This is a genomic window from Methylophaga sp. UBA3603, from assembly GCF_002375335.1.
GTDB lineage: Bacteria > Pseudomonadota > Gammaproteobacteria > Nitrosococcales > Methylophagaceae > Methylophaga.
Genome location: NZ_DFMC01000006.1, coordinates 156,961 through 179,042, shown reverse-complemented (window position 1 = coordinate 179,042; position 22,082 = coordinate 156,961). Strand labels below are relative to the sequence as shown.

Sequence of the window (22,082 nt, the reverse complement as noted above, 5' to 3'; positions counted from 1 at the left end):
TCTATTATGCGCTAGCTACGCTCTTTATGAGAAATGTCACAAGAATTTTTTGCAGTGGAAAAGCCAAACAAGGCATAGCCACCACAGCGACCGCTTAATCCGTTAATCAGTAGTCCCAATCCCAGCAAGGCCCACCAACTTTGGTAATACAATGCAATCGCTATTATAAACAGACCGATTATGATACGTAACGTTCTATCAATATTGCCGAGATTCTTTTTCATTGCATTGCTCCAGATACAAACAAGCCCCTTTGCAGGGGCTTGAATGAATCAATCTTATTGATTGCTGAATCAATCGTTGCCAGAGAAGGCACCGATTAAATGCAACAGGCTGGTAAACAGGTTGTAGATACTGACATACAAGGTCACAGTCGCCATGATGTAGTTTGTTTCGCCACCGTGAATGATGTTGCTGGTTTCATAAAGAATCAGACCAGACATCAACAGCACGAACATTGCAGAAACCGCCAGCGACAGACCAGGCATGTTAAAGAAGAATGCTGCCAGTCCCGCCAGGAAAGCTACCAGGATACCGACAAACAGGAAGCCACCCATAAAGCTGAAGTCTTTTTCAGATTTAATCGCGTAAGCAGATAAGCCTAAAAAGACAATCCCGGTTGCGCCCAGAGCCTGCATAACAATCTGCGGACCATTGGGTAATCCCAGGTAAGCGTTAACGATTGGTCCCAGTGTCAGGCCCATAAAACCGGTCAGCGCAAATACAGAGGCAATACCCCAAACGCTGTTGCGCAGTTTAGCTGTCAGGAACAACAGACCGAAGTAGCCGATCAAGGTAATAATAATGCCTGGATGCGGCAGGTTAAACACCATTGACACCCCAGCGGTAAGCGCACTGAAGCCAAGCGTCATCGCCAGCAATACATAGGTGTTACGCAATAACTTGTTGGTTTGCAGCGCAGATTCGCGCGAACGCACAACTGTTGATTGAGTATCGTAATTCATCAGTTTATTTCTCCATTACTCAGTAAAGTATTGATGATAGGTAGTTCATCCAATGGACATCATCCTACCGGATAAGTTCTAAATGGCAATAGCTATATAAATTTTGCTTTCACTGTTGTCAGAACAAGTCATTCCTAGTAATATGCCGCGTCTTGGAGGGATGGCAGAGCGGTTGAATGCACCGGTCTTGAAAACCGGCGTGGGTTTATAGCCTACCCAGGGTTCGAATCCCTGTCCCTCCGCCAAACAAACTAACGGACTTCGGTCCGTTTTTTTGTATCTAAGGCTTGGTAATTGCGATTTTAGCTGTTCTGTATTTAGAAATTGTTGCAGGCGTGTCTATGCAACCCTTTTATACTGACACCTCCAAATTCTGTCTCCGCCATCTCGTTGTTCTAAACAATGTCATTCCTACCACTTTGTTAGAAACTGCTTACAGCGGCCCATGTATTTAGATATGTGCCAAGCACTCAAAACGTTCCCTTAATAGCCAAATGCCGAGATAAAGTAATAGCGATGTACGTTGACGCACAGACGGTCAGCGCATTGCTAGCTAACATCAGCAACGAGATCTCTAGCAGATTAATCCGCACGGCAGTGAACAAGGTATGGCAGGTCTCAGCTCAGCGCGATGAACACGGTGGAGAGCTACTTTTACTTAAGATGCGTAGTGTATTGGCGACCTAATCCCTACCCGCATGCTCCATACAAGACCGGCGAAAATCCTTGTGTCTTCTTAGGCTTAATCACAGCGAGATCGTGCCGCTCGGCTACCGTTAGTCCTTACATAAAAGGAAGAATTATGGACAAATCTCTTTTACCATTAATATCTAAAATTGATTCATATATTTCACGGAACACAGAAACCTCTCTAGTCATATTTTTATCCACAGATTTTTATCAACGAATTTTGCATTCGAACAGAACCTCGTTCAATTTAACTTATGATCCCCCCAAATTGTTGGGACATAGTTTTTCCGTACGAGATGATATCGATACTATGGAGAAACAATTTTTTGTTACGAGTGAAACTGCATTATGAGTTGAATCGCCATTACTTTTTGACGGCTTTCAGCCATTTAATGTGGCAACTAGAGAGGCGAAAATAAATCAATGTAGTCACAATCCATTGATTAAGAGCGTTTGAATTCACTGATCTTAAAACCGGCATGGGTTTATAGCCTACCCAGGCTTCGAATCCCTGCTTCTCTGCCAAATAAAAAAACGGACTTCGGTCCGTTTTTTTGTATATGGGGTTTGGTAATTGAAATTTTAGCTGTTCTGTATTTGCGTTCCCACGCATGAGCGTCGGAACGAGTTGCAATTAAACTTATGTGCATCTCCTTCTGTAACGCAGAACTTGCCTCATAGTCATGTGCATTTCCATCCTGGACTTAATCATCTGAAAATCGATATAAAAGATAATTCCAATCGCAGTTATGCCAAATAAAAAGAAAAGGTCGCCCCATGTTGGTAAGAACAAGCTCAACGAAAACCGATCAATTATTTCGAGCTGAAATACGAGTAAACACGAAACCATAATGATGATTTTGTAAAAGTGCTGAGATAAGCCTACCTTCACTGCTGAACGTTCTCTTACACCTTTGATGAATATTTTCCGTAATAATCTTTGCATATCCATACCCAAGTTATTAAAGGAAAATCATATTACTCACATCATTTTTAACAGTGCATTAACCTGAAGCAAAGCAGTACTAAAGCGCTTTTTGCTCGAATTTTCGACCTTATATATTGCCCCTTTTGCAGATAGTGCCATTAGCTATTCCCTGAAGGATTTTCGTAAAATCAGGACGAGCAGCTGTAATACGATAGCCCGCCAACCTCAAAAAAAGCGTGTGGCTTCAACCTGTAAAATTTATCCTCTACGTCTTTCGATTGCTCGTCGTATGGATTTGTCATGACTTCTTGCAGCTCTCGAATGAGTGAGTAGTTCCCCTCCTTCGCTTGCTGATAAGCAGGCACAACTAACCACTCCCGCAAACTGTATTTTGGATTGACCTGTTTCATCTTGTTGGAGAGCTCTTCATGAGAAAATGGCTGAGACTCTGTCGTGTTGGCCTTAGCGATAAGCGCTTTCCATTTTGTGAGCCACTCTGACCAGCGTTTATTTATCCGTTCGGGGTCTTGCTTATAGGTCGGGTTCTTGTAAAAGCTTTTTTTGAGTGGACCAATCTCGTCGGGCACCATAGAGAGTTCGCGAAAGAAAATGGTGTAATCAACCGATGTTTGCATCATCAGCGCTACCAGCTCGTTAAATAACTCCGCGTTAAAGGTATCCAGCCCAAGTTTGGCTGCCCACATTTTCTCCATTTGCACCTGCATTACTGATGCGAAGCTGCTTTGTATCTCGTCGAGCTGTCGCAGACTGTCCTGATGCGAAGTCAGCAACGGACGCAATGCTGTACAAAACATGTGAAAGTTTTTTTCCGCTGCAACAGGTTGATTCAAAAATGCGAAATGCTGTCCTCCTCCCGTCCATGGCTGGTAGTACGGATCAAACATCTCGCAGAAGCCAAATGGACCGTAGTCGAGTGTGAATCCACCGGCAGCACAATTATCGCTGTTGAAGTTACCCTGGCAATAGCCGACACGGATCCAATTCGCAACAAGTGACGTCAGTCGGTTTCGGAACTCGCGTGCAAGCATCAATACTTTTTCTGATGTGCTCAGGTTTTGGTCGATAACGTCTCCATACTCACGATCGATGAGGTGCAAGACGATCTGCTCCAGCTCTTCCATTGCTTGTGGGTGTTCATTGTTACGGGCTCGACGAGCGAATAGCTCAATTTGGCCAACCCGAATAAAAGACGGTGCGACCCTTGTCGAGATAGCTGCTGGCTCTGATATAAGCGTATCCGGATCTCTTGAATGTGAACCTTCTGAATACCACGGACGCTTTACTTTTTCAGTTTTCGAGACGTAAAGACCCAGAGACCGCGAGGTTGGAACCCCAAGCGCGTGCATGTGCTCCTGAGCCAGAAACTCTCGTACACTCGACCGCAAAACAGCGCGTCCATCTGCGCCGCGGCAGTATGGCGTCCTGCCCCCACCTTTTAACTGCATTTCCCAATGATGACCATTGATGACGGTCTCTAGCACCGAAATAGCACGACCATCGCCGTATCCGTTACCGGTCTGAAAAGGACATTGCTGGGTGTATTCTGTACCGTAAATGGACAATGCGTAGCCACACGCCCAGCCAACCTTACGCATCGGCTCTGGAACGTATGCGAGATTGCCGGAGAACACTCGCATGAAATCGGCCGACTGAGCCAAACTATCGGCAAAGCCCAGTTCGCGAAACAAGTTTTTACTATGCGCCACGTACTCGGGATCTTCGAGTGGCGTTGGACTGACAGGAACATAATGGCCTGAGAAGACTTGACGGGGATAGTGGTCGGCTCCGTTTGATGTCGCATCAGGATCAGCATTGAGCGTGTCCATAAACGAGTAACTTACACACTTTGCAAGATTGTCGAGATTGGAGATTGTTTCCATAGAGTCGGTTTGCTGGTGTGGTCGCATTACCATCGGGCTCCTGTTAAGGTGGGGAAAAAGCTGCTTGACCGCTGATTAATCACTTGCATCGGCAGCTTGTCCGATTGCAGATCAACACTTTGAGCATAACTTTGGATCACTTTCTGATTGTCACTTGAGGGTTTGCATCTCTGACAGCTGTCACTCATGTTAGTGCTCAGCTTTTCTTGCCACTTCTCAACAATAGAATTTCTCTCGCTAAAGTTAGTGAGCCACTATTTCTTGAATTTATACGTTGAACCGTAGACAAAATCAGATATGGGTTAGGTGACGGATTGCTTAGAGCGAAAGATCAAATTTAAAAACAGACTATATTTTTAAACACATTTTACGCAGATATTTTCTTAGTTTATAGGTGCAACATTTCTGCTTGCCATTGATCTTTAATCGTTAGGTTTAGGTTTTAAGCACTGTCTTACAAACCTGACCCCAAAAGTTAGCCTAGTAAGTGACAACAACACAAAATAAGGTGTAGTTCCATATGATTCCACTATCTATTTTAGAACTTGGTCGTGTACGCGAAGGGTCTGATCGCCGAACGGCTCTTAATGATGCCCGGACTTATGCGCAGCATGCTGAGCGACTGGGATACAAACGCATATGGGTAGCAGAGCATCATAATATGCCTGGGGTGACAACAGCCGCCACCTCCATCGTCATTGGCCATATCGCTGCTGGGACAAATACCATCCGCGTGGGATCCGGTGGCATCATGCTGCCTAATCATGCGCCATATATAATTGCTGAGCAGTTTGGGACATTGGAAGCGCTATTTCCCGGTCGTATCGATCTTGGGTTGGGCCGTGCTCCCGGCACCGACCAAATGACCTTACGGGCTTTGCGCCGAAATCCAGCCAATGCTGACAAATTCCCACAGGATGTGCAGGAATTACAGGCTTTTCTTGCACCCAAAGGAGCCGCCCAACAAATAGAGGCAGTACCCGGTTCGGGAAGTAATGTGCCTATCTGGATATTGGGCTCCAGCCTATTTGGTGCACAACTGGCGGCGAGTCTGGGATTGCCTTACGGCTTTGCCTCGCATTTTGCCCCACAAGCGCTTTATCAAGCACTTGAGGTCTATCGGATGAATTTCAAACCTTCAGCACAATTGGATAAGCCATACGCTATGGTTGGAGTCAATGTCATCGCGGCTGAAACAGATGAGGAAGCTCGCTACCTCGCAACATCACAGCTAATGTCCTTCACTAACCTCTTTCGCGGTACTCGCGGCTTAATGCAGCCACCTATCGAAGATATAGAAACCTACTGGTCGCCTCAGGAAAAGGCCCAGGCAGGACAAATGCTGGATTGCAGTGTCATTGGCAGCCATGAGACGGTTCAAAGCGGCTTGCAAAATCTTATCGAGAAAACGCAAGCCGACGAATTAATGATCGTCTCAGACATCTTTGATACCTCAAAGCGGCAACGTTCAATCGAAATTACCGCGCAGGCAATGGCTTGAACGTCCCCTAGATTTTGCACTAACTAACTCTAGTAGCGTCCCTTTCCAGCATTGGTTAGATCGCTTTCCAAGACATTTGAATATTTTTATCTGTGTTGCATATTTTCTCAAAGCCAAGACGTTCATAGAATCGCAGTGCAGGTGAATTCGTTCGAAAAACCTTAAGCTCTAGCGGTACTTAGTTGGCAGCAGCCTTTGACTGTAGTTTCTTAAGTAGATGAGTGCCAATCCCTTTATTCTGATAGTCCGCTATAAGAGCAATATTTTGCACATAAATCCTCCCGCCATCTATGCAGAACTGAACATAACCAACGATTAGGCCATTGATCGAGACAACTAATGTAGTCGACGATTCGAGCTCACTCGCGAAATTAGCTTTTTGCCATTCCCCCCCCCAAAAAAATCTGATGAATGTGCGAGTAAAATACCGTGCGATGTATCTCAAATAGAGCTTCTAATTCACCTCCACCTGCTGGACGAATATTCATACTTTCTTCCCGATCTTACGGCGAGTTAAGTTGTGAATGACACTTATCATATTCGGTAATAGCTACGATCTTCATTTTTGGTATCATAACGCTCAGCGTAACCGACACCCAACGGAGCGCGGCGCAGTTGGCCGTCCGAGTTCACGACGTGGTTAGGCCGATGTTGCACTATCGCGTTCCTTCGATACATCAGGTCTGCCACTGACAGAGATCATGATCCATGTTCCACCCTGCATGAGGTAGACCTCACTCCATCTGCCGGTGACGTTGATGGGCGTTGCATTTTTGGGGACGACCATCGCGGAGTAGGAATAATGAACGACCCCCACTTTTCCCTCGTAAACCTGAACACTCAGAGGATGAAGTTCGTACCCGCGCAATTCTGGAGATTCACCGGATACCGAGTGAACTGCTGCATCTCGGTCGTGCGGGAGCGGGGCGCTCATGTCCCAACCTACATAGTCGGGATGGAGTGTGGAGCGAATCTGGCCCTCCTCCCTTACCTTCGATAATGCCCACAGATCAACCACGCGCTTCCACAGGTCGCGTTGTTCTGGGGAGAAATCGACAATGGGTAATTGAATCGCCATGCTCTCTCCTAACTGTCCTAACGCCGCCTTAAGCGGACAAAAATAGTTGGCCACACTTTTGTTGAGGCACGAAACAAAGTCAAGTGTTTTTGTTCCGTTTAAAGGCCTTCTTAAATGCCCTTGACTCAAGGGATTAGCTTGTTTTGGTAATCACTCAACAAGGGGGCAGCCAACTTGATTTTGATATTTCGAACTTTTCCGATCCCCTCCGTGAGGTTTTAAGACTGTATGTCTATCCGTTTGCTTGCAGACCCAATGTTGAAAGTTTTCATAGCCCAGTGCCTATCCCCGAAGAGTGGCATCAGTAATTTGTTGATTTTCTTTCCCTAACGTCGTTTTGTCCATAATGAATTTATAACCAGTAGCTGTTTCTACTTTGGTAGCTGCCAACGCAAGATAAATTGGATGCTCTGTTTTCAACTGATCTTCTTCGCCAAGTGCATTGTGGTGATAGCTGGACCAAGGATAAAGGAGTAAATGCAGGTGATTTGTCATGATGACATAGGCATGAAGCTGGCAGTTGACTTTATCTAATGACTCTCCAATATCATGGAGAATACGAGCCATATCCCCTTCTTTTTCAAATATGTTTTGACGATTATTGCCTCGATGCATGATATGCAGAGGCTGACTGGGTAGAACCAATCGAGGAAGTCTTGCCATGTCGTTACATCCTTGTAGCGATAAGGTTTTGGTTACTTTATTACATCAGTTTACGGAATGAAACCAAATCAAGTTGGCTGACCCCTTGATTTCTTTTTTTTACCACCCACCATGATATCCATTTGTAGCACAGGAGGAAAACAAAAAAATGATAAGTATTAACCAAGAAAATCTAATAAATATTTTTGATACCATTTTTTCCATTATGAATCATTAATTTTCTCTTCAGTATTGTAAATAAACACTGAGCTCCATACTTCAGGAGGAAAATCAAGGTAGTCATACTCAATTGAAATAAGTTAATACCTTGAAGAATTAATAGAATTTATAATTTTTAAAAATGTCGTTCTTATCAAAGACAAATAAAGCTTTCTTTGCTCCATTGCTACAAAGTAACCCTTCATCTTCTTCATCCATGATTTCAATGCAAGACATCCTATTGGTAAAATTTTTCACTTGGCATTTCAGTGTTACGCCGTTCACGGGTTTTAGATGACCATTTATTAAGTTCTCTTTTGGTGGGTATGGGCAATCATGATCAATCTTGCTATTGATACTTGTGTTTGAGCATCCTTGGGTTAGTACCACGCTAAGACTGAGTGACAGTGAAATTAATAGTGGCTGCTTTTTCATATAGTGATTTCCATTTCTTGTTGATTAAAATATTTGTGTCAGGGAAAAGTTGATCACCCTTTTCATACTTACTTTTATCTCAGAACATATGGGCCTACTTTTACTCGGCTTGCTGTGTGATTTTCACATTATTATTTGAATCAATTACCACCCATAATTAATGGAATCTATAGCCGATAGATCAGCCATAATGTTCTGGTTATAAAAGGAGTTATGATTTAATTTTTACGGGTACAGTCATCACTCATCGCAATACTCTAAATAAACATATCCTTTATCTCGCATACATTCAGCCTATTCATTAGTGAGTCTTCCCATTGCTTCTGCCCCGAGTTGCATTTCCTTATTTCACTGGTCAATTGATGAAAAACAGCTTTGTGGTATTGGATCAGGCCTAAACAGTGCGGTCTTTCCAGGATTGTTTTGCCTCAATTCTTTGCTTTTTTTGGCAATAACATCTGCCTCTGACAGCCGTCCTGTTTGACGAAGGGACTTTTCATATTCATCAAGATGATTTGCAAGTTCAATCGGATCTGAGTGATCAGCCTTCATTTGATAAAGTAACGGTAAAGACCTTTCAAAAAGAACATTGGCTTCTAAGTAACGCTGTTGAGCACTATATAATCTGGCAAGTTCTGATATATTTTGTGTAATCTTTGCTTCATCATTATCAGCCACCTTTTCACGAACAATAATGGATTGTTTCAACCATTTTTCAGCTTCATCCAATCTACAAAGCTTAATATTTGTTCTTCCTAAACCATACATTGCAATGGCAATATATTGCTGGTCTCTATTTTTATTTGCCGCCCTCAGTGTTTTTTCATAACTTTGAAGTGCTTCCTGATAACGCCCAGAAAGGTATGCTTTATTACCCTTATAATTTAGTTGTTGTTGATGGGAAACAGTCGCACAGCTCATGCTTGAGAGAATTAATAACAAAACTAGAAATATTTTTAGTAAATGCATTTTTCATCCTTAAATTTATTGCAAATAGATACTCAATTGGGAATTTATTAATAGTTCTCATCTAGTTTTTGGAGAGGTGTTACGCAACAGATCACTTATCTCGTGATTACTCTGATTTTGCACATCCCGTTGCAGTTGTGTTGCTCTATCGGGATATTCTTCGGTGTGGTCTGTTGAGCGCCATGAAGAAGAGACTTCTGGCAGCAATTCCTTATCGACGTAGACCAAATTAATGTCTTGATGGGGATTCACATTGCCTAATATTTCCTGCTGTTTTTTATTAGCCACCAAAAAGATAGTAGTTGCAGAAACTGGCTTGTCTTTGGTTTTTATCAACGCACTTTTTACCGTTGCAACATTGAGTGCCTGACTTTTACCTAAAATACCCACTGAAAGCTCTGTACCTGAGGAAAGTAATTGAACAAGTTGGTCTATCGCCACCGTTGACTGGCCCATTTCGAACGTTGCCAGCATGAGTTTTTCTGAAATCAAGTTGCCTGGGCTGGGTACTTCAAGAAAATACAGATCAGTTGAATCAGTAATTTCCATGATTGATCTCATCTGATCTGAATAAGGGTTTGGACGTTTTTGGGCAGATAATTTAGTAGATGTGTAACAGCCAGTAACAAGGCTAAAAAGCAGGGTGAAAAGAGTCAGTCTTAGAATGTTTTTTTTCATGATTCATCCTTAAATCAAAATAATTTAACTAGGGTGTTAATTACGTTCTTGGGTAGAAATCCTTTTTGATAAGTACATACTGATGTCAGTCATCTGCTAAACATTCAGGTGGAGGATTTTTTGTTTTCTCACGACTACAAAGCTTGGGCGCAAGTGCATGAGTTAGGCAGTAGTTATAATCACTTTTTACTTTGCAATACCAACTATTTATCCGCCTCTCTACAGATGGTGATGGGATGACAGCGTTTGGTTGACAGGCGGGGTAGTTACGATAGCGTGTGTCAGTACATGCCTCATTAAGCGTCCAATTTGTATTTTGCTGAATAAAGCCCGCTTTTATCATGCACTTATCCACTAAAAAACCATGATTAAATTGTTCATCTTCTTCAATAACACCAGTTTTCTCATATGCTTTTCTATAAGGCCAACCCAGAGTGCTAGGAGCTATAGCACCACACTCCAATAATGCTTTTTTTACATCAAGCTGTGACTTATTAGATTTTTTCCACATTTGATAATCTTCCGGTGGTGGCTTATCAATATTGCGAATACTGTACTGAGTACAACCAACTAGTAAAAAGAACAAAACAAGCAAGGTATTCTTCAACATTATTGCGTTCCTATTGTTGTAGTAGCCGGGATGTTTATCGAAGATGGTGCTCCATATTGTTTTATGCAGGCCCTGCTTCCAACACCATAACAACCATGGGCGGAAGTTGACTGTCCAAATATGTTGATCCATTCTTTTATTAAATTACTTCCTTCAGGGACTTCCCCATAAGTGGTTTGATTACCGCCTATTAATCTTCCCACAAAATCCGCCATATGATTTTGTAACTCAACTGAAGTCTGGTTGCCGCCGCTTAAAGTATCTAAGGAGTTAGCTGCCTCTTGAGCAGAATATGCTGGTCCCACAAACTTTATGTTTGTATTACTAAGGGGCTCAACTAAGCCCATGGTTTGAAGTGTTTCCATAGCATTACCAATCGTCATCGATCCACGACTATGACCAGTCAAATTAAGTCCGTCCTGCCCATATATTTGGGACAGATTTATAATTTCTTGTGTAGCATTAGTGTTTCCCAATGCAGCACTTTCTAAACCTTTCTGATACCCCGCTACAAGCAGTTCTGAAAGAAAATTATTTGTGTCTGGAAAATGGACCAGATAAACCTTCTCGCCAACTGGTGCCTCGGCCATTTGAACGGAATAAGCTCCAGCTGCCGATTCATCGTTAAAAAGACCATTAGTAAATACATTAAGCTTCTTGTTTTCTCCAGTTGATTTTAATTTGAATTTTTCAGCCTCATCTATTTCGTGCAATATGGGTTTGCCTTCACTGTCTCGAACAACATTTCCTTCATCATCCCTTTCAACTTCAAAAACTTTAGCTTTGGCCAAAAACATTTTTTTAAATGCTTCATCAGTAAATGTTGAAATCGTTGCAGAAAGTAGCAGTTTATCCGCTTGTTCCTGCTGTGCTTTTTCTTGTAAAACCTCCATATCCGGTCTTTCCAGAACGCGATTTGTATCTGAGGTATCTCGATTTAATGATGCAAGGGTTTCTTCAGTATTTTTATCCGTTAATTCTATTTGGGCGGCTTCGTCGGTAATTGTGATGCTAGCCGGACTTATCGCACTCAGTGTTGTGCTGCTGTCCTTAATATCTGCTTCGCCATGATTCTGTAAATTGCTAGCAAGCCCCTTAGCGGCAGCATATTTACTGGTTAGCATGTCACTGCTGAGTGTTAGACCTTGAGAGCTGGCCTCAGCATCCATATGGTTTTGGATATCATTTACAGTCAAAGTACTGGTAATGAGTTGGTTTTTGTCTGAAGAGGCAGCGCTTTCCATCACTGCGCCCTTAAGATCTGTGTTACCAGCGACGATGATATCAAATCCTTCTCCTCCCGCTTTGATACCACTTTGCTCATAAACACTCGCGTAATTGCTGTTACTTTTTTGTTTGCTATTGCTAATGCTGCCGCCAGCAATACCAGCTCCGATGGGTATGCTGATGCTTATACCAGTGTTGCTTTGTTTAGCCTTGCTGGTCGCGGTATCCTGCACACTTTCAATGTTAAGATCTCCCGCAACATCGGCAATCACTCGTTTTCCGCTAACATTGGCACCTATTAAATTTGTGTCGTTGCCAGAATTCAGAGCAAGTGTTTCTCCAGCAGAAACCTGTGTATTGTTGTAAGTCAGACTGTCACTATTGGCTTTTCCTTTACCTCGGCTGGCTGCCAGATCGAGGCTTAAACCTGTTCCCTCACCGCCGATTCCAATAGAAACTCCAATACTGGCACTACTGGATTTGTTTTTACTTTGATTGGTTTCTTTATCGGCACTGGCGATCAAGTTGATGTTTCGTGAAGCATCGAGGGTGACATTTTTATCTGCTGCAATATGACTCCCCACTATAGTTAAGTCATCCTGAGTTGCTTTGATACTGACATCACCACCGGCCTTCACTAAACTGCCTTGGTTATAAGTTAGGCTAGAGCTGCTAGAGCTTTCACTGTTGCTGCTACCAACACTAATACTCAATTTGATGCCTGCCGAAGAAGCTGCATCCTTAATCTCGCCCGCATTGATGGCATCAATGGCTGCACCGCCTTGTTCCATGAGTGTTGCGCTATTGGCATAAGTTTGTAGTGCGTTCAACGCTTTGTTTCGACTACCTTCGCTTTTTAAAGTGTGCTGTGTGGTATCTACAACATTTTGTGCAAGGTTAAATGCACTGCTTTGAACGGCAAGCGTTAAGCCACTTTGTTTGAATTTAGTTTCATGGGTTGTATCACGGGTATTTTGCCCGGCAAGGATATTCACCTGTTGGGCGCTGATATCGATATTGCCTTGCGGGGCTAGAACCTCACTGGCTTTTTGGGTGTAGCGCTTGCCTGCTTCTATTGCCACATCACCTTCAACACTTCCCACGGTGCTGCCAGTTTGATTTGTACTATTGTGAGTCTGGGTTGTATTCAGTGAGCTGGAACCCAGGGTGACACTGGCACCACTGGTACTTAGGCCACTCGTTTTGGTTTTACGCATATGAAATTCGTAAGCTGTATCCTTGGCAGCAGTGATATTCACGTTATCTCCAGCGTTTAATACGGTGCCATTATCACTGATGATATTGCTGCCACGGATGTTCAGATCGTTACCAGCTTCTAACATAACGGTATCACCACTAATGGTGCTACTGATGCTGTTGTCTGCTTTAAACACATCTCGTTGAATCTTGGTTTTACTGCTGAAGGTGCTGCTTCGTTTTACCTTACGTGCCGTATCGAAGTTGCTGGTTTCACGGCCTTCGATGATGTTGATATCTTGCATAGCAGTGACATTGATTGCGCCAGCTTCACTGGTAATGCTAGCGGCAGTTGCATTAACGTCATTGCCTGCATTGAAGCTAATATCGCCCGTTGTTTGAATATCGCTGCCAATCTCCTGCGTGCCGCCATGTTTTACATAGTTTTTCGCATTACGAATGCTGCTGTTCTGTTCGGCAATCTGCACTGTGCCAAGATTGATGTTTTCTTCAGCGTTAATTTGTGTGATGCCCCCTTCACCCTGATTAACGATACTGGCAGCCATCAAGTTAACGTCATTACCTGCTGATGCAACAAGAATGGCATCGGGATTGCTGAGATACAGTCCGGCAACACGATCTATATTTGTACGACTAAAACTGCTGGCGCCTTCTCTTTGTTTGCTGCTTTGTGTTGTGCTTCGAAGGTTAATGTCATTGTCAGCATCCAACAGCATGGCATCTCCTGCTATGACTTGACCGCCAATGTTGTTGATATCATTTTTGGCTTTTAATAACGTCGAATCAGCCACAATCTGACCGCCCAGATTATTGATATTGTCAGCATTCAGCTCCACTATGTCGCGACCTGCAATCGTCCCCTCATTGGTCACATTCGCAGTGAGATTCATGGTGACCGTGTTGCCTGCCATCAAACCGGTGGTCGGCTGCATGTCCTCTGTCTGTGGCCTTATATACACCTGAGGTGCCAAGGCTTGAGTAACTGTTCCATCAGGGAGCGTGACTGTTTGCTCAACCAGCCAGACAATATCGCTGGTGAGCTGAGCCATCTGCTCGGCTGAAAGTGCCACACCCGGAATAAGCTGTAAATCACTGACTTGTGTGAGGGCCGATGTCATCAACGCCTGATATTGCGCTTCATCAGTAGCGTGTCCATCAAGGAATCGACGGCCTGTTAGTTGGGCTATTTGTTCACGCACCAGACGTTGTTCATAGAAACCATCGCCCAAACGTTTTTGAGTCGTTGCAGGGTCGAATGTCAGCTGCTGCAACATGTAGTCAGAACTTAACCAAGAGCGATAATTGGCAAAGCGTGGATTGGTTTCAATCAGATAATCTGCTGCAACATTAGGGGCGGGTTGAAATAAGTTGCTGGTGACAATCGGTAATGCCGCCGAGCTAACTGTAGTGCCACTGCCCGCTGGAACGGTATTACCATCCAATTGTGTAGTGGCAAGGTTATACGTCACGACTTGGTTGGCTGGATTGTAAGGGCCTATAACATCAACATCGTAATCATTGTCGTTGCCGTCCCAATCGTAATAATAAGCCGTGCCGCTATAGCTTGTGGTGGTCCGGCCTTCTGAATTCAGGTTTTGTACTGAGGCGCCAGTAACATCAAGGTTGCCACCCGCGATGATTTGGCTATCACTATTAATCACGGAGCCGCTGATAAACATATCGCCACCCGAGAGAATCTGACCAGGAGCTGAGGATACGATTTGTGTTTCGTAGAATCTTTTTGTACCTAAATAGCGTGTGTATTCGCGGAATGTGTATGACCCTGCTGAACGCCATTCAACATGAACGTTACCAATATGGGCTCCAGAATAGTCAGAGGTTTCATAAATGACACTCGCCCCTCGTGGTGTAAATCGATCAAAACTACCGCTTCCAGTTTGAACAACTTCGGTAATGAGTTCGGCATTCAAGTTTTGTAAATTAGCTATGGTCAAAGCTGCATTACCTAATGCCTCGATAGTCGCACCTTCATTGATGAGTGAATCTGCTGCTCCAATAGCTTGATTAGCCCCATCCAGACTACCAGCAATTGCCAGATCGACTGCACTGAATATCAAACTATCATTGCGATTTTCGATGCTCACAGCACCGATATCAAGCTGATCACGGGCGGCGATCACAGCCCCTGCATCATTGCCAAGTTGGGCGACTTGAATGCCGATTTGATCGCCAAAGATGCTACCGGTTTGACTGTTAAACAGATTGTCTGCGTTGATCAGTGTATTTACGCCATCAATCATGCCGTTGTTTGTGATCGTGTCAGCGGCGGTAATATTAGTATCAAGGCCAGCTATCTCCCCATTCACCGTATTGTCGATGTTGTTGGCGCTAAGGTGTAGCGATTGACTTGCAATTATGGTCGATTGATTGGTGATATCACCACTGGTATGTAAGTTAAGATTAGCGCCTGCTTGCAGCTCACTGGTGTGAATATAATCAGAAGCCAGGTTGATGCTAATGTCACCATCTGCTGTAACGCTGCCATCACTTTCCAGACCTGCGACATCCAACTGGATATTGCTTTTAGCACTGATAGCGCCTGTATTTTGCAGCACCCCGTCGGCAGTGATACTGACACTGCCAACGCTTGCGCCAATATCGCTGGCGTTATTTACTCCCACACCAGCTTCTGTCCCAACCATGTGAATTTTGCCTGCATACATGCCTCCCAAGGCAGCAACGTCAACTGCAAAAGCAGGGACAGCAGTTCCTGCATCAGGAGCAATACTGCTTACGTCGGTCTGATGACCATTACTATCGACATTGACCTGGTTCGTACCCGTAGTAATGTTAAGACTGTTAGCCCATATACCGGCGTTCACATCCACTGCGCGTGAAATCACGTCGGTAAAGTTAGTTTGTGAAGTATCGAGTCCATTCCCTAAAAAGTTAATCTTCCCGCCACCGACGCGATAACCAAGCAGATTGCCATTATTCAGGATGGGTTTCCCCGTCGTCAGCGTGGCGCGATTCGCATTGATAAAGCCACAACCACTGCAGCTGATACCTGCCGGATTGGCAATAACAACCTGAGCGCGACTACCGGCCACTTCAATATAACCGTTCAGTAAACTCGGATTTTGACTGTTAACTTCATTCAATATTACTTTAGCTGTGCCCCCGGCAAGGTAGGGATTGCCTTGAACCCAGCCGCCAAGTTGGGTTTGGGTATTTTTATTGCTGTTATTGAGGATAGCGCCTTTCGACTTTACATCGAACTGGCGATAGGTGTTACGTGAGACACCTGCAGCACTGGGGGTCTGAATATTGACCAGTGGCAAGCCATTTGCTGTTTCATTAACAATCGGTTGCTGATTGGCTGGGGCATTTGGATCGGCAATGATGTCTGCATAGGTTGGGCTTGTCATTATTACCAGACTACTGATGACAAGCATTGAGAAAATCAATGGGCGCAGAGTGGCGAGGACCATAGCGCAAGGTGTTGTTGGTACGATAGGGTTACTTCCCGAAGAGTGACATCCGACGTTTTCTGCAACCACCATCATCAAACCGCGTGCTCTGTTAAACACCACCCTGAATTTATTTTTGTTCATCTTGTTAATCCCTTATCTCAGATGATTCAACGAAACATAAATCAAAAGGTCAGGTTCAAATTGAAACCTGTTGCCGTACTAGCTGTTTCAAACCCTCTGGGCTTTTTAAGTGCTTTTCCCATAAACACGTCATAACTAAATCCGCCAAAGACCCCTCTTAACCCCATTACGATTCCTGCCAGCTGCCTACCTAGTAAAAGATCACTGGATTGACCGCCGACTTCGCCATAGTCCAGCCCCCAGTAAACTGCCTGCCCCGTATTGCCGATCAATGCGCTTAGGTCATTACGTAAGAACCAGCCGTTATCCGCACTTAAATTCCATTGACCGTCAAAGCCCCGAACGGTGTAACGATTACCGATAGACAGGCGATCCTGTGGTGTTAATGGTGTGAAATTATATTGGCCACGAAATTGGGTTGAGTAACGCAGAGCCTGCTCACCCCATGGAGCTTTAACAGAAAATGGCAAGTCGAAACCGAGGTCAGCCGTCAGTATTTCCATACGTGAAGTCCCTTCATCAAAGGTTTCTTCAGGCGCCTTGAGAGCATTCATTGCTCCAGTCCCCCGCTTGTAAGCTAATTTGTAATCCAGCAGCGATTGTCCTAAATACCAGGTTTGACGGAAACCGAACTCCCAGCCCGCGGTACGGCGTCTTTGCACTTCAATTTCTGTATCGTTTATGTAGTTAGAGGATTTTCTGAAGAACCCGCGAAATGAAAGATAGGTTTTATTGATAGCATTGCGATATATGAGACGACTGGCCTTGATATCCGAGTTTTGGCTGTGACCACTGTAGGTGTAGGATTGATTAATACCGGACACCACTTGATGATAGTCATAGTTGGAAGTGTTCAAGCCGAATAACCAGTAACCAACGGGAAACGAATAATGAATAGTCTGGCCGTCAGATCCACGTTTGCCTGATTCGCCCCCACCCAGATCATGGTTGGAATTGACGTAGAACAAGTCATTGAGCATCAGTAAATTGTCACCAGACAAGGTAACGCCAGCCTGATATTTTCCGGTGGAATCGAACCCGGCATCATCAGCGCTGATAGTCAGTCGAAATGGAAAACGCTGCTGATATTGAATCACCACATCACTTTCACCAGGCACAGCATCTGGCCCTTCTGCCGGCTCTATCTGGATATCGACTTCAGTAGTGGGTACTCGTTTAAAATTCTCCAGACCTTGCTCAATATCCCGCAGATTCAGAATGTCTCCGCGTTGAACAGGGATCGCATTCCATCTGGTCGCTCTTGCAGATACGCCTTCAGCAAAGTGAACCTTCCTGACTCTGCCGGGTATCACCGTAAGTTGTAATAAACCGGATTTAATATCCTGTGGAGCTGCCAGCACCCGGGTAGTTACAAAGCCCCGCGCAATAATGGCATTTTGAATACGGCTCATTGCGACATTAATGCCTTGTGCCCCAAGGCAACCTCCTATGGCGGAATCATTGCCATCCGTTACGGCAGATAAAGCAAACTGAAATTCTGCAGCGCTTTCTCCAATCAGTGAGACATTGGTGATAGAAAAACAGGGAGATTCACTGTCTGGATAAACGAGGAGCTCTGGCGGAGAAGCTGGATTTGGTATTCGTACATCAGGAGAGATTTCCTGTTGCTCGCGAAGCTGACGCTCGCGCTCTTGCTGTAGCAGTTGCTCTTGTGCGGCACGATCGATAACCGTAGCACCAGCATAAGCTGCTAGAGAAAATAAATTCCATATAACAAACGCCCCTACCCGAAGATAGGGTGCTCGTCTTCCATGACGAAATTCCATTTTTTTCTTCTTGAAGTCCTTTCAATTACCAGAAATAGTAATTCAAGAGCAAAGACACAGGCAACGCTCAATCGACATGGAATGACAAAAGTGTGCGCCAGTTAAAATTTTTATGGATAACCGATTATCTTTAATCCAGATTGATTTCAAACATTTGCTTATTATCAACTGCTGGGAAAAACGCTGGCCTTTCATGCATCAGCACGATAAGCATTTTATCCTGCCATTGCGGATACAAACACTGCCAGATGCGTTCTGCCATCTCTACATCAATGCCGTTAAATGGCTCATCCAGCAAGATCAGTTTCGACTCTTTTAATAAAAGTCTTGCCAGACAGATCCTTCGGGCCTGACCACCTGATAGTTGGCTTCCGGTATCACCCAACCAGCTGTGTAATCCAGCTGGCAGTTGTTTGGCCCAATCATCCAACTCGACTAAAGTCAGTGCCTTCCAAAGTTGTTGTTCGTCGACTTCATCCAGCCCCAGTGTCAGATTGCTATATAACGTTGCGGCGATAATGCTGTTTTGCTGAGTCAGATAACCAATCTGCTTATGCCAAGCTTGTGTTTGGTCGATTCGCAATGGAATGCCGTTTATCAACAACTGATATGGCGTTATAAATGAGTCTGGTATTTCAAGGCCTGCCATTATATTGGCTATTGTCGACTTGCCGCTTCCAGAACGGCCACTGATTAACAGACATTCAGATGGATTAAGTTCAAAAGCAAAAGCGGTGTCTATGCTACTGATAACTTTGGGGTAATCTGCCACCATCATCGACAATCGTTCAAGCTCTGCCAGCGTCAATTTATCTGAAGCTGAATGCTCTGCCAGGGGTTGTAGGCGTTCAGCGGCATAACGTGTTCTGCCCCACTGCCCCAGCTGGCCTGGCAGGTTTAACAGTAACTCACCCAATCCAAATACGGCCAGAAACAACATGACGGCGACCGGTCCACTGAAAAGCTGATTCTGGTAAGCAAATAACGCTGCAATTGCTACGGCGATGACCAGCAGCCCATGGCAGATATTCACTATTAACTGTGCGTTGGCAATATGTCGATTCAGTTTTAGCTGTGACTCGCCAATCTCACTCAATGAACTGACTAATCTTGCTTGCTCCGCTTGTTGCAGATGCGCCGCCTGAAGTTCCAGCTGGCCCTGAAGATGCTCTATGGTTTGTGAGCGGGCCTGGTTAATCTGCCGGGCATAATCGCTACTTATCTGCGAGGTTTTCCGGGTAAAAAAGCTGAAATAAATACTCCCCAACAACAGCGTGACAACCCCAAAAACCAGCCCCAGCGTTAACCAGAAAAAACTGATAAACACAGCAAGGAATAGCACGCTGGATAGCACAACCATTAGGGGTAACAGTAACTTTAATAACAGGCTATCGAGATTATCCAGATCCGTAGTTAACCTACTCAGCCATTCACTATCCTGAGTATTTCGCAGTAGCTGAACCGGCAAGTCCATCAGGCCGATAAACAGGGTTAGTCGAAATCCGGCAATGACTCTTAACACCATATCGTGGCTATGCAGACGTTCAAAATACCGTCCCACTGTTCTACTTAACGCAAAAAACCGAATGCCTCCACCCGGTCGGTAGATATCCAACAAGACGGCAGTGCCAGCGGTTATCGCCAGACCGGTGATGGCCGTAGCCGTAATCAGCCAACCAGACAACGCTAATAACCCCATGGCGGAAATAGCCGTTAATAAAGCCAGTAGTAAAGAGATGATTAAGCGCTTTTTCTGGTTTTGCAGCACTTTGATTAACCAGAACTTGAGTGGCGCAACACTATTTTGAGAATGGCTAGACATCGTTAGTCATTCTCCCGACGGGCAAACTGCAACTGGTGATCGGCTAGTGCCAAGACATCGGCATCGTGGCTGGAAATTACTAAAATACACTGCGGTTTTAATGCAGTAAGCGCCGCCAGAACATATTGACGACTTTCTGCATCCAAACTGGCCGTCGGCTCATCAAGCAATACCAATGGTGCTGGTGAAAGTAACACTCTTGCCAGTGCCAGACGTTGCAATTGCCCTCCTGACAGTCCTTCACCATGTTCATTAAGTTGACTGTCTAAACCTTTGTTTCTATATAAAATTAAACTTTCAAAACCTAGCTGACTTAATACCTTATGCATTTCCTTTTCGGTTGCATCTGGGGCCAATACGGCAAGGTTATCTGCCCAACTGCCGTTAATGATCCACGGTTTTTGAGGCAGATAACGAATCGCTTCCTTTCCCATCGGCTGGTTATTTAAAAGCACTTTGCCGGATAACGGAGGCAGATAACCGGCCAAGGTATGCAATAGCGTGGTCTTGCCACAGCCGGATGGACCGTTAATCACCAGACACTGCCCATTACTCAACTTAAGATTGATAGGGTCCTGAAGAACATCCCCAGGCTGATAACCGATACACAGATCGGTGGCAATTAACATCGAAGAGGAATCGTCTGCAGTGAGTTCAAAAACATCCTCTGCTGGAGACTTAGTAGCGTCGTCGGGTAAATGTTTCGCAATATGTGAGGCGGCTGCCATTGCCGCGGCACGGTCATGATAGAACTGGGATAGATTTCGTAAGGGCTGAAAAAACTCGGGGGCCAGCAACAGAATAAATAAACCGCTGAATAATGTGATATCTGCCGCCGGGCCCCAGGTGATGGAGCCAAACAGAGCAAAACCTATATAGATGGCAATACTGGCAATGGCGACGCTGGTAAAGAACTCCAGAACGGCAGATGAGAGAAAGGCCAGCTTCAGGGTTTTCATCACGACCTGACGATAATCCTGACTCCTCTCTTCGACTTCTGTTAAAGCCTCATTCTCTGCTGCAAACAGTTTTAACGTGGTGAGATGTTTGACGCGATCCAGAAAATGTCCGGCCAGACGCTGGCGTTGGTAAAAAAAGCGTTGATTGACCGCTTCAGCTCCCCAACCTATCAGCATCATAAATAACGGAATTAACGGTGCCGCCACCAGTAAAAACAGTGCAGCCAGCCAGTTGTAATAAAACACCACTATTAAAATCAACAGCGGTGTCAGCAATGCCAGCAATTGTTGCGGCCAGAATCGGGCGAAATAGCCATCCATCGACTCAACATCTTCAATCAACTGGCTGGCCGCTGCACCGGGAGAACGTTGACTATGGATTAACGCACTGGTTTGTCGCCAACCATTGAGGACCTGCTCCCGTAAAAATTCTCGGGCATGCAGACTGCCCAGTTGGGAGTAATGCTCCTGAGCTCTGATTAGTACCGTTCGTAAAATAAGACTCAGCACCATCAGCAAAATCAACATGGATTGCTCAACGAGTGGTTGCTGCTGGATGATTAAATCATAGGTCAGTTGTGCCAGAGCATACCATTGCATAATCATTGCAACGGTCGCCAACACGCCCATAAAAACAGCCAGAAGCAATCTGCTTCGCTGCTTTTGGGTAAGCTGTTTTAGTAAGAAACGTCCGGCTTTATTCAGGGCCTGTTGATCTTTCATAGCCGCCTATTCAATAACTGAAAATACGCCTGTATTAAGGCGCGTGCGCGAATGTCTTCAAACGCTATGGTACAGACGCATTCCGCAGGGTATTAAGACCAACTGCCTCCAACAACGTTGGTACCTGCTTAGGAAGAGTACCTAAATTTCAGCAT

At 44.7% G+C, this 22,082-nt stretch carries 15 protein-coding genes and 1 tRNA gene; 2 read left to right on the top strand and 14 right to left on the bottom strand.

Features of this window, described 5'->3' with window-relative positions:
• Nucleotides 1-11 precede the first annotated feature (11 nt).
• Both B4F66_RS03285 and B4F66_RS03280 read right to left on the bottom strand, forming a co-directional pair.
• Nucleotides 12-224, bottom strand: coding sequence for a YgaP-like transmembrane domain (locus B4F66_RS03285; RefSeq protein ID WP_292356902.1), 213 nt, complete (start codon nt 222-224; stop codon nt 12-14).
• A gap of 69 nt (nt 225-293) precedes the next feature.
• Complete coding sequence (locus tag B4F66_RS03280; RefSeq protein WP_292356904.1) at nt 294-965, bottom strand: Bax inhibitor-1/YccA family protein; 672 nt, start codon at nt 963-965, stop codon at nt 294-296.
• Nucleotides 966-1,119: 154 nt separating this feature from the next.
• Between B4F66_RS03280 and B4F66_RS03275 the strand changes: the two genes are divergently transcribed.
• Nucleotides 1,120-1,210: transfer RNA gene (locus tag B4F66_RS03275), tRNA-Ser, on the top strand.
• Between the two features lie 1,561 nt (nt 1,211-2,771).
• Here the strand turns inward: B4F66_RS03275 and B4F66_RS03270 are convergent.
• Nucleotides 2,772-4,511, bottom strand: coding sequence for a protein adenylyltransferase SelO (locus tag B4F66_RS03270; RefSeq protein WP_292356906.1), 1,740 nt, complete (start codon nt 4,509-4,511; stop codon nt 2,772-2,774).
• Nucleotides 4,512-5,004: 493 nt separating this feature from the next.
• Here B4F66_RS03270 and B4F66_RS03265 point away from each other — a divergent pair, with 493 nt between their 5' ends.
• Nucleotides 5,005-5,985, top strand: coding sequence for an LLM class flavin-dependent oxidoreductase (locus B4F66_RS03265; RefSeq protein ID WP_292356908.1), 981 nt, complete (start codon nt 5,005-5,007; stop codon nt 5,983-5,985).
• A 178-nt stretch (nt 5,986-6,163) separates the two neighbouring features.
• Here B4F66_RS03265 and B4F66_RS14380 read toward each other — a convergent pair whose 3' ends face one another.
• From B4F66_RS14380 to cydD, 11 genes are all read right to left on the bottom strand, one after another.
• Entirely contained in the window at nt 6,164-6,430 is a 267-nt protein-coding gene (locus tag B4F66_RS14380; protein WP_366652699.1) for a GNAT family N-acetyltransferase, read from the bottom strand.
• Between the two features lie 195 nt (nt 6,431-6,625).
• The gene (locus tag B4F66_RS03260; RefSeq protein WP_292356912.1) at nt 6,626-7,063 is read right to left on the bottom strand and encodes a nuclear transport factor 2 family protein; all 438 of its coding nucleotides are present in this window, start codon (nt 7,061-7,063) and stop codon (nt 6,626-6,628) included.
• A gap of 282 nt (nt 7,064-7,345) precedes the next feature.
• Nucleotides 7,346-7,726 (bottom strand): transposase, encoded by a 381-nt coding sequence (locus tag B4F66_RS03255; RefSeq protein WP_292356913.1) that lies wholly within the window; start codon nt 7,724-7,726, stop codon nt 7,346-7,348.
• A 315-nt stretch (nt 7,727-8,041) separates the two neighbouring features.
• Nucleotides 8,042-8,359 (bottom strand): hypothetical protein, encoded by a 318-nt coding sequence (locus B4F66_RS03250; protein WP_292356915.1) that lies wholly within the window; start codon nt 8,357-8,359, stop codon nt 8,042-8,044.
• Between the two features lie 348 nt (nt 8,360-8,707).
• On the bottom strand, nt 8,708-9,328 hold the full coding sequence (locus B4F66_RS03245; RefSeq protein ID WP_292356917.1) for a tetratricopeptide repeat protein: 621 nt from the start codon (nt 9,326-9,328) through the stop codon (nt 8,708-8,710).
• Between the two features lie 57 nt (nt 9,329-9,385).
• On the bottom strand, nt 9,386-10,006 hold the full coding sequence (locus tag B4F66_RS03240; RefSeq protein ID WP_292356918.1) for a hypothetical protein: 621 nt from the start codon (nt 10,004-10,006) through the stop codon (nt 9,386-9,388).
• Nucleotides 10,007-10,091: 85 nt separating this feature from the next.
• Nucleotides 10,092-10,616 carry a hypothetical protein gene (locus B4F66_RS03235; protein ID WP_292356920.1) on the bottom strand — a complete coding sequence of 175 codons (525 nt, stop codon included), beginning with the start codon at nt 10,614-10,616 and terminating at the stop codon, nt 10,092-10,094.
• A complete protein-coding gene (locus B4F66_RS03230; RefSeq protein ID WP_292356921.1) occupies nt 10,616-16,636 on the bottom strand; it encodes a hemagglutinin repeat-containing protein in 6,021 nt (2,006 codons plus the stop codon). The genes B4F66_RS03235 and B4F66_RS03230 overlap by 1 nt, the downstream gene beginning before the upstream one ends.
• A gap of 41 nt (nt 16,637-16,677) precedes the next feature.
• Complete coding sequence (locus B4F66_RS03225) at nt 16,678-18,423, bottom strand: ShlB/FhaC/HecB family hemolysin secretion/activation protein (protein ID WP_292356923.1); 1,746 nt, start codon at nt 18,421-18,423, stop codon at nt 16,678-16,680.
• A gap of 130 nt (nt 18,424-18,553) precedes the next feature.
• Nucleotides 18,554-20,245, bottom strand: coding sequence for an amino acid ABC transporter ATP-binding/permease protein (locus tag B4F66_RS03220; protein ID WP_292356925.1), 1,692 nt, complete (start codon nt 20,243-20,245; stop codon nt 18,554-18,556).
• A 2-nt stretch (nt 20,246-20,247) separates the two neighbouring features.
• Entirely contained in the window at nt 20,248-21,927 is a 1,680-nt protein-coding gene (gene cydD / locus B4F66_RS03215; protein ID WP_292356927.1) for a thiol reductant ABC exporter subunit CydD, read from the bottom strand.
• Nucleotides 21,928-22,082: the final 155 nt, after the last annotated feature.

Excerpts from the sequence above, each read along its gene's own strand:
- B4F66_RS03250 (WP_292356915.1), bottom strand. The coding sequence starts at position 8,359 with ATGAAAAAGCAGCCACTATTAATTTCACTGTCACTCAGTCTTAGCGTG.
- B4F66_RS03245 (WP_292356917.1), bottom strand. The coding sequence starts at position 9,328 with ATGCATTTACTAAAAATATTTCTAGTTTTGTTATTAATTCTCTCAAGC.
- B4F66_RS03235 (WP_292356920.1), bottom strand. The coding sequence starts at position 10,616 with ATGTTGAAGAATACCTTGCTTGTTTTGTTCTTTTTACTAGTTGGTTGT.
- B4F66_RS03280 (WP_292356904.1), bottom strand. The coding sequence starts at position 965 with ATGAATTACGATACTCAATCAACAGTTGTGCGTTCGCGCGAATCTGCG.
- B4F66_RS03225 (WP_292356923.1), bottom strand. The coding sequence starts at position 18,423 with ATGGAATTTCGTCATGGAAGACGAGCACCCTATCTTCGGGTAGGGGCG.
- B4F66_RS03285 (WP_292356902.1), bottom strand. The coding sequence starts at position 224 with ATGAAAAAGAATCTCGGCAATATTGATAGAACGTTACGTATCATAATC.
- B4F66_RS03230 (WP_292356921.1), bottom strand. The coding sequence starts at position 16,636 with ATGAACAAAAATAAATTCAGGGTGGTGTTTAACAGAGCACGCGGTTTG.
- B4F66_RS03240 (WP_292356918.1), bottom strand. The coding sequence starts at position 10,006 with ATGAAAAAAAACATTCTAAGACTGACTCTTTTCACCCTGCTTTTTAGC.
- cydD (WP_292356927.1), bottom strand. The coding sequence starts at position 21,927 with ATGAAAGATCAACAGGCCCTGAATAAAGCCGGACGTTTCTTACTAAAA.
- B4F66_RS03220 (WP_292356925.1), bottom strand. The coding sequence starts at position 20,245 with ATGTCTAGCCATTCTCAAAATAGTGTTGCGCCACTCAAGTTCTGGTTA.
- B4F66_RS03265 (WP_292356908.1), top strand. The coding sequence starts at position 5,005 with ATGATTCCACTATCTATTTTAGAACTTGGTCGTGTACGCGAAGGGTCT.
- B4F66_RS03255 (WP_292356913.1), bottom strand. The coding sequence starts at position 7,726 with ATGGCAAGACTTCCTCGATTGGTTCTACCCAGTCAGCCTCTGCATATC.
- B4F66_RS03270 (WP_292356906.1), bottom strand. The coding sequence starts at position 4,511 with ATGCGACCACACCAGCAAACCGACTCTATGGAAACAATCTCCAATCTC.
- B4F66_RS03260 (WP_292356912.1), bottom strand. The coding sequence starts at position 7,063 with ATGGCGATTCAATTACCCATTGTCGATTTCTCCCCAGAACAACGCGAC.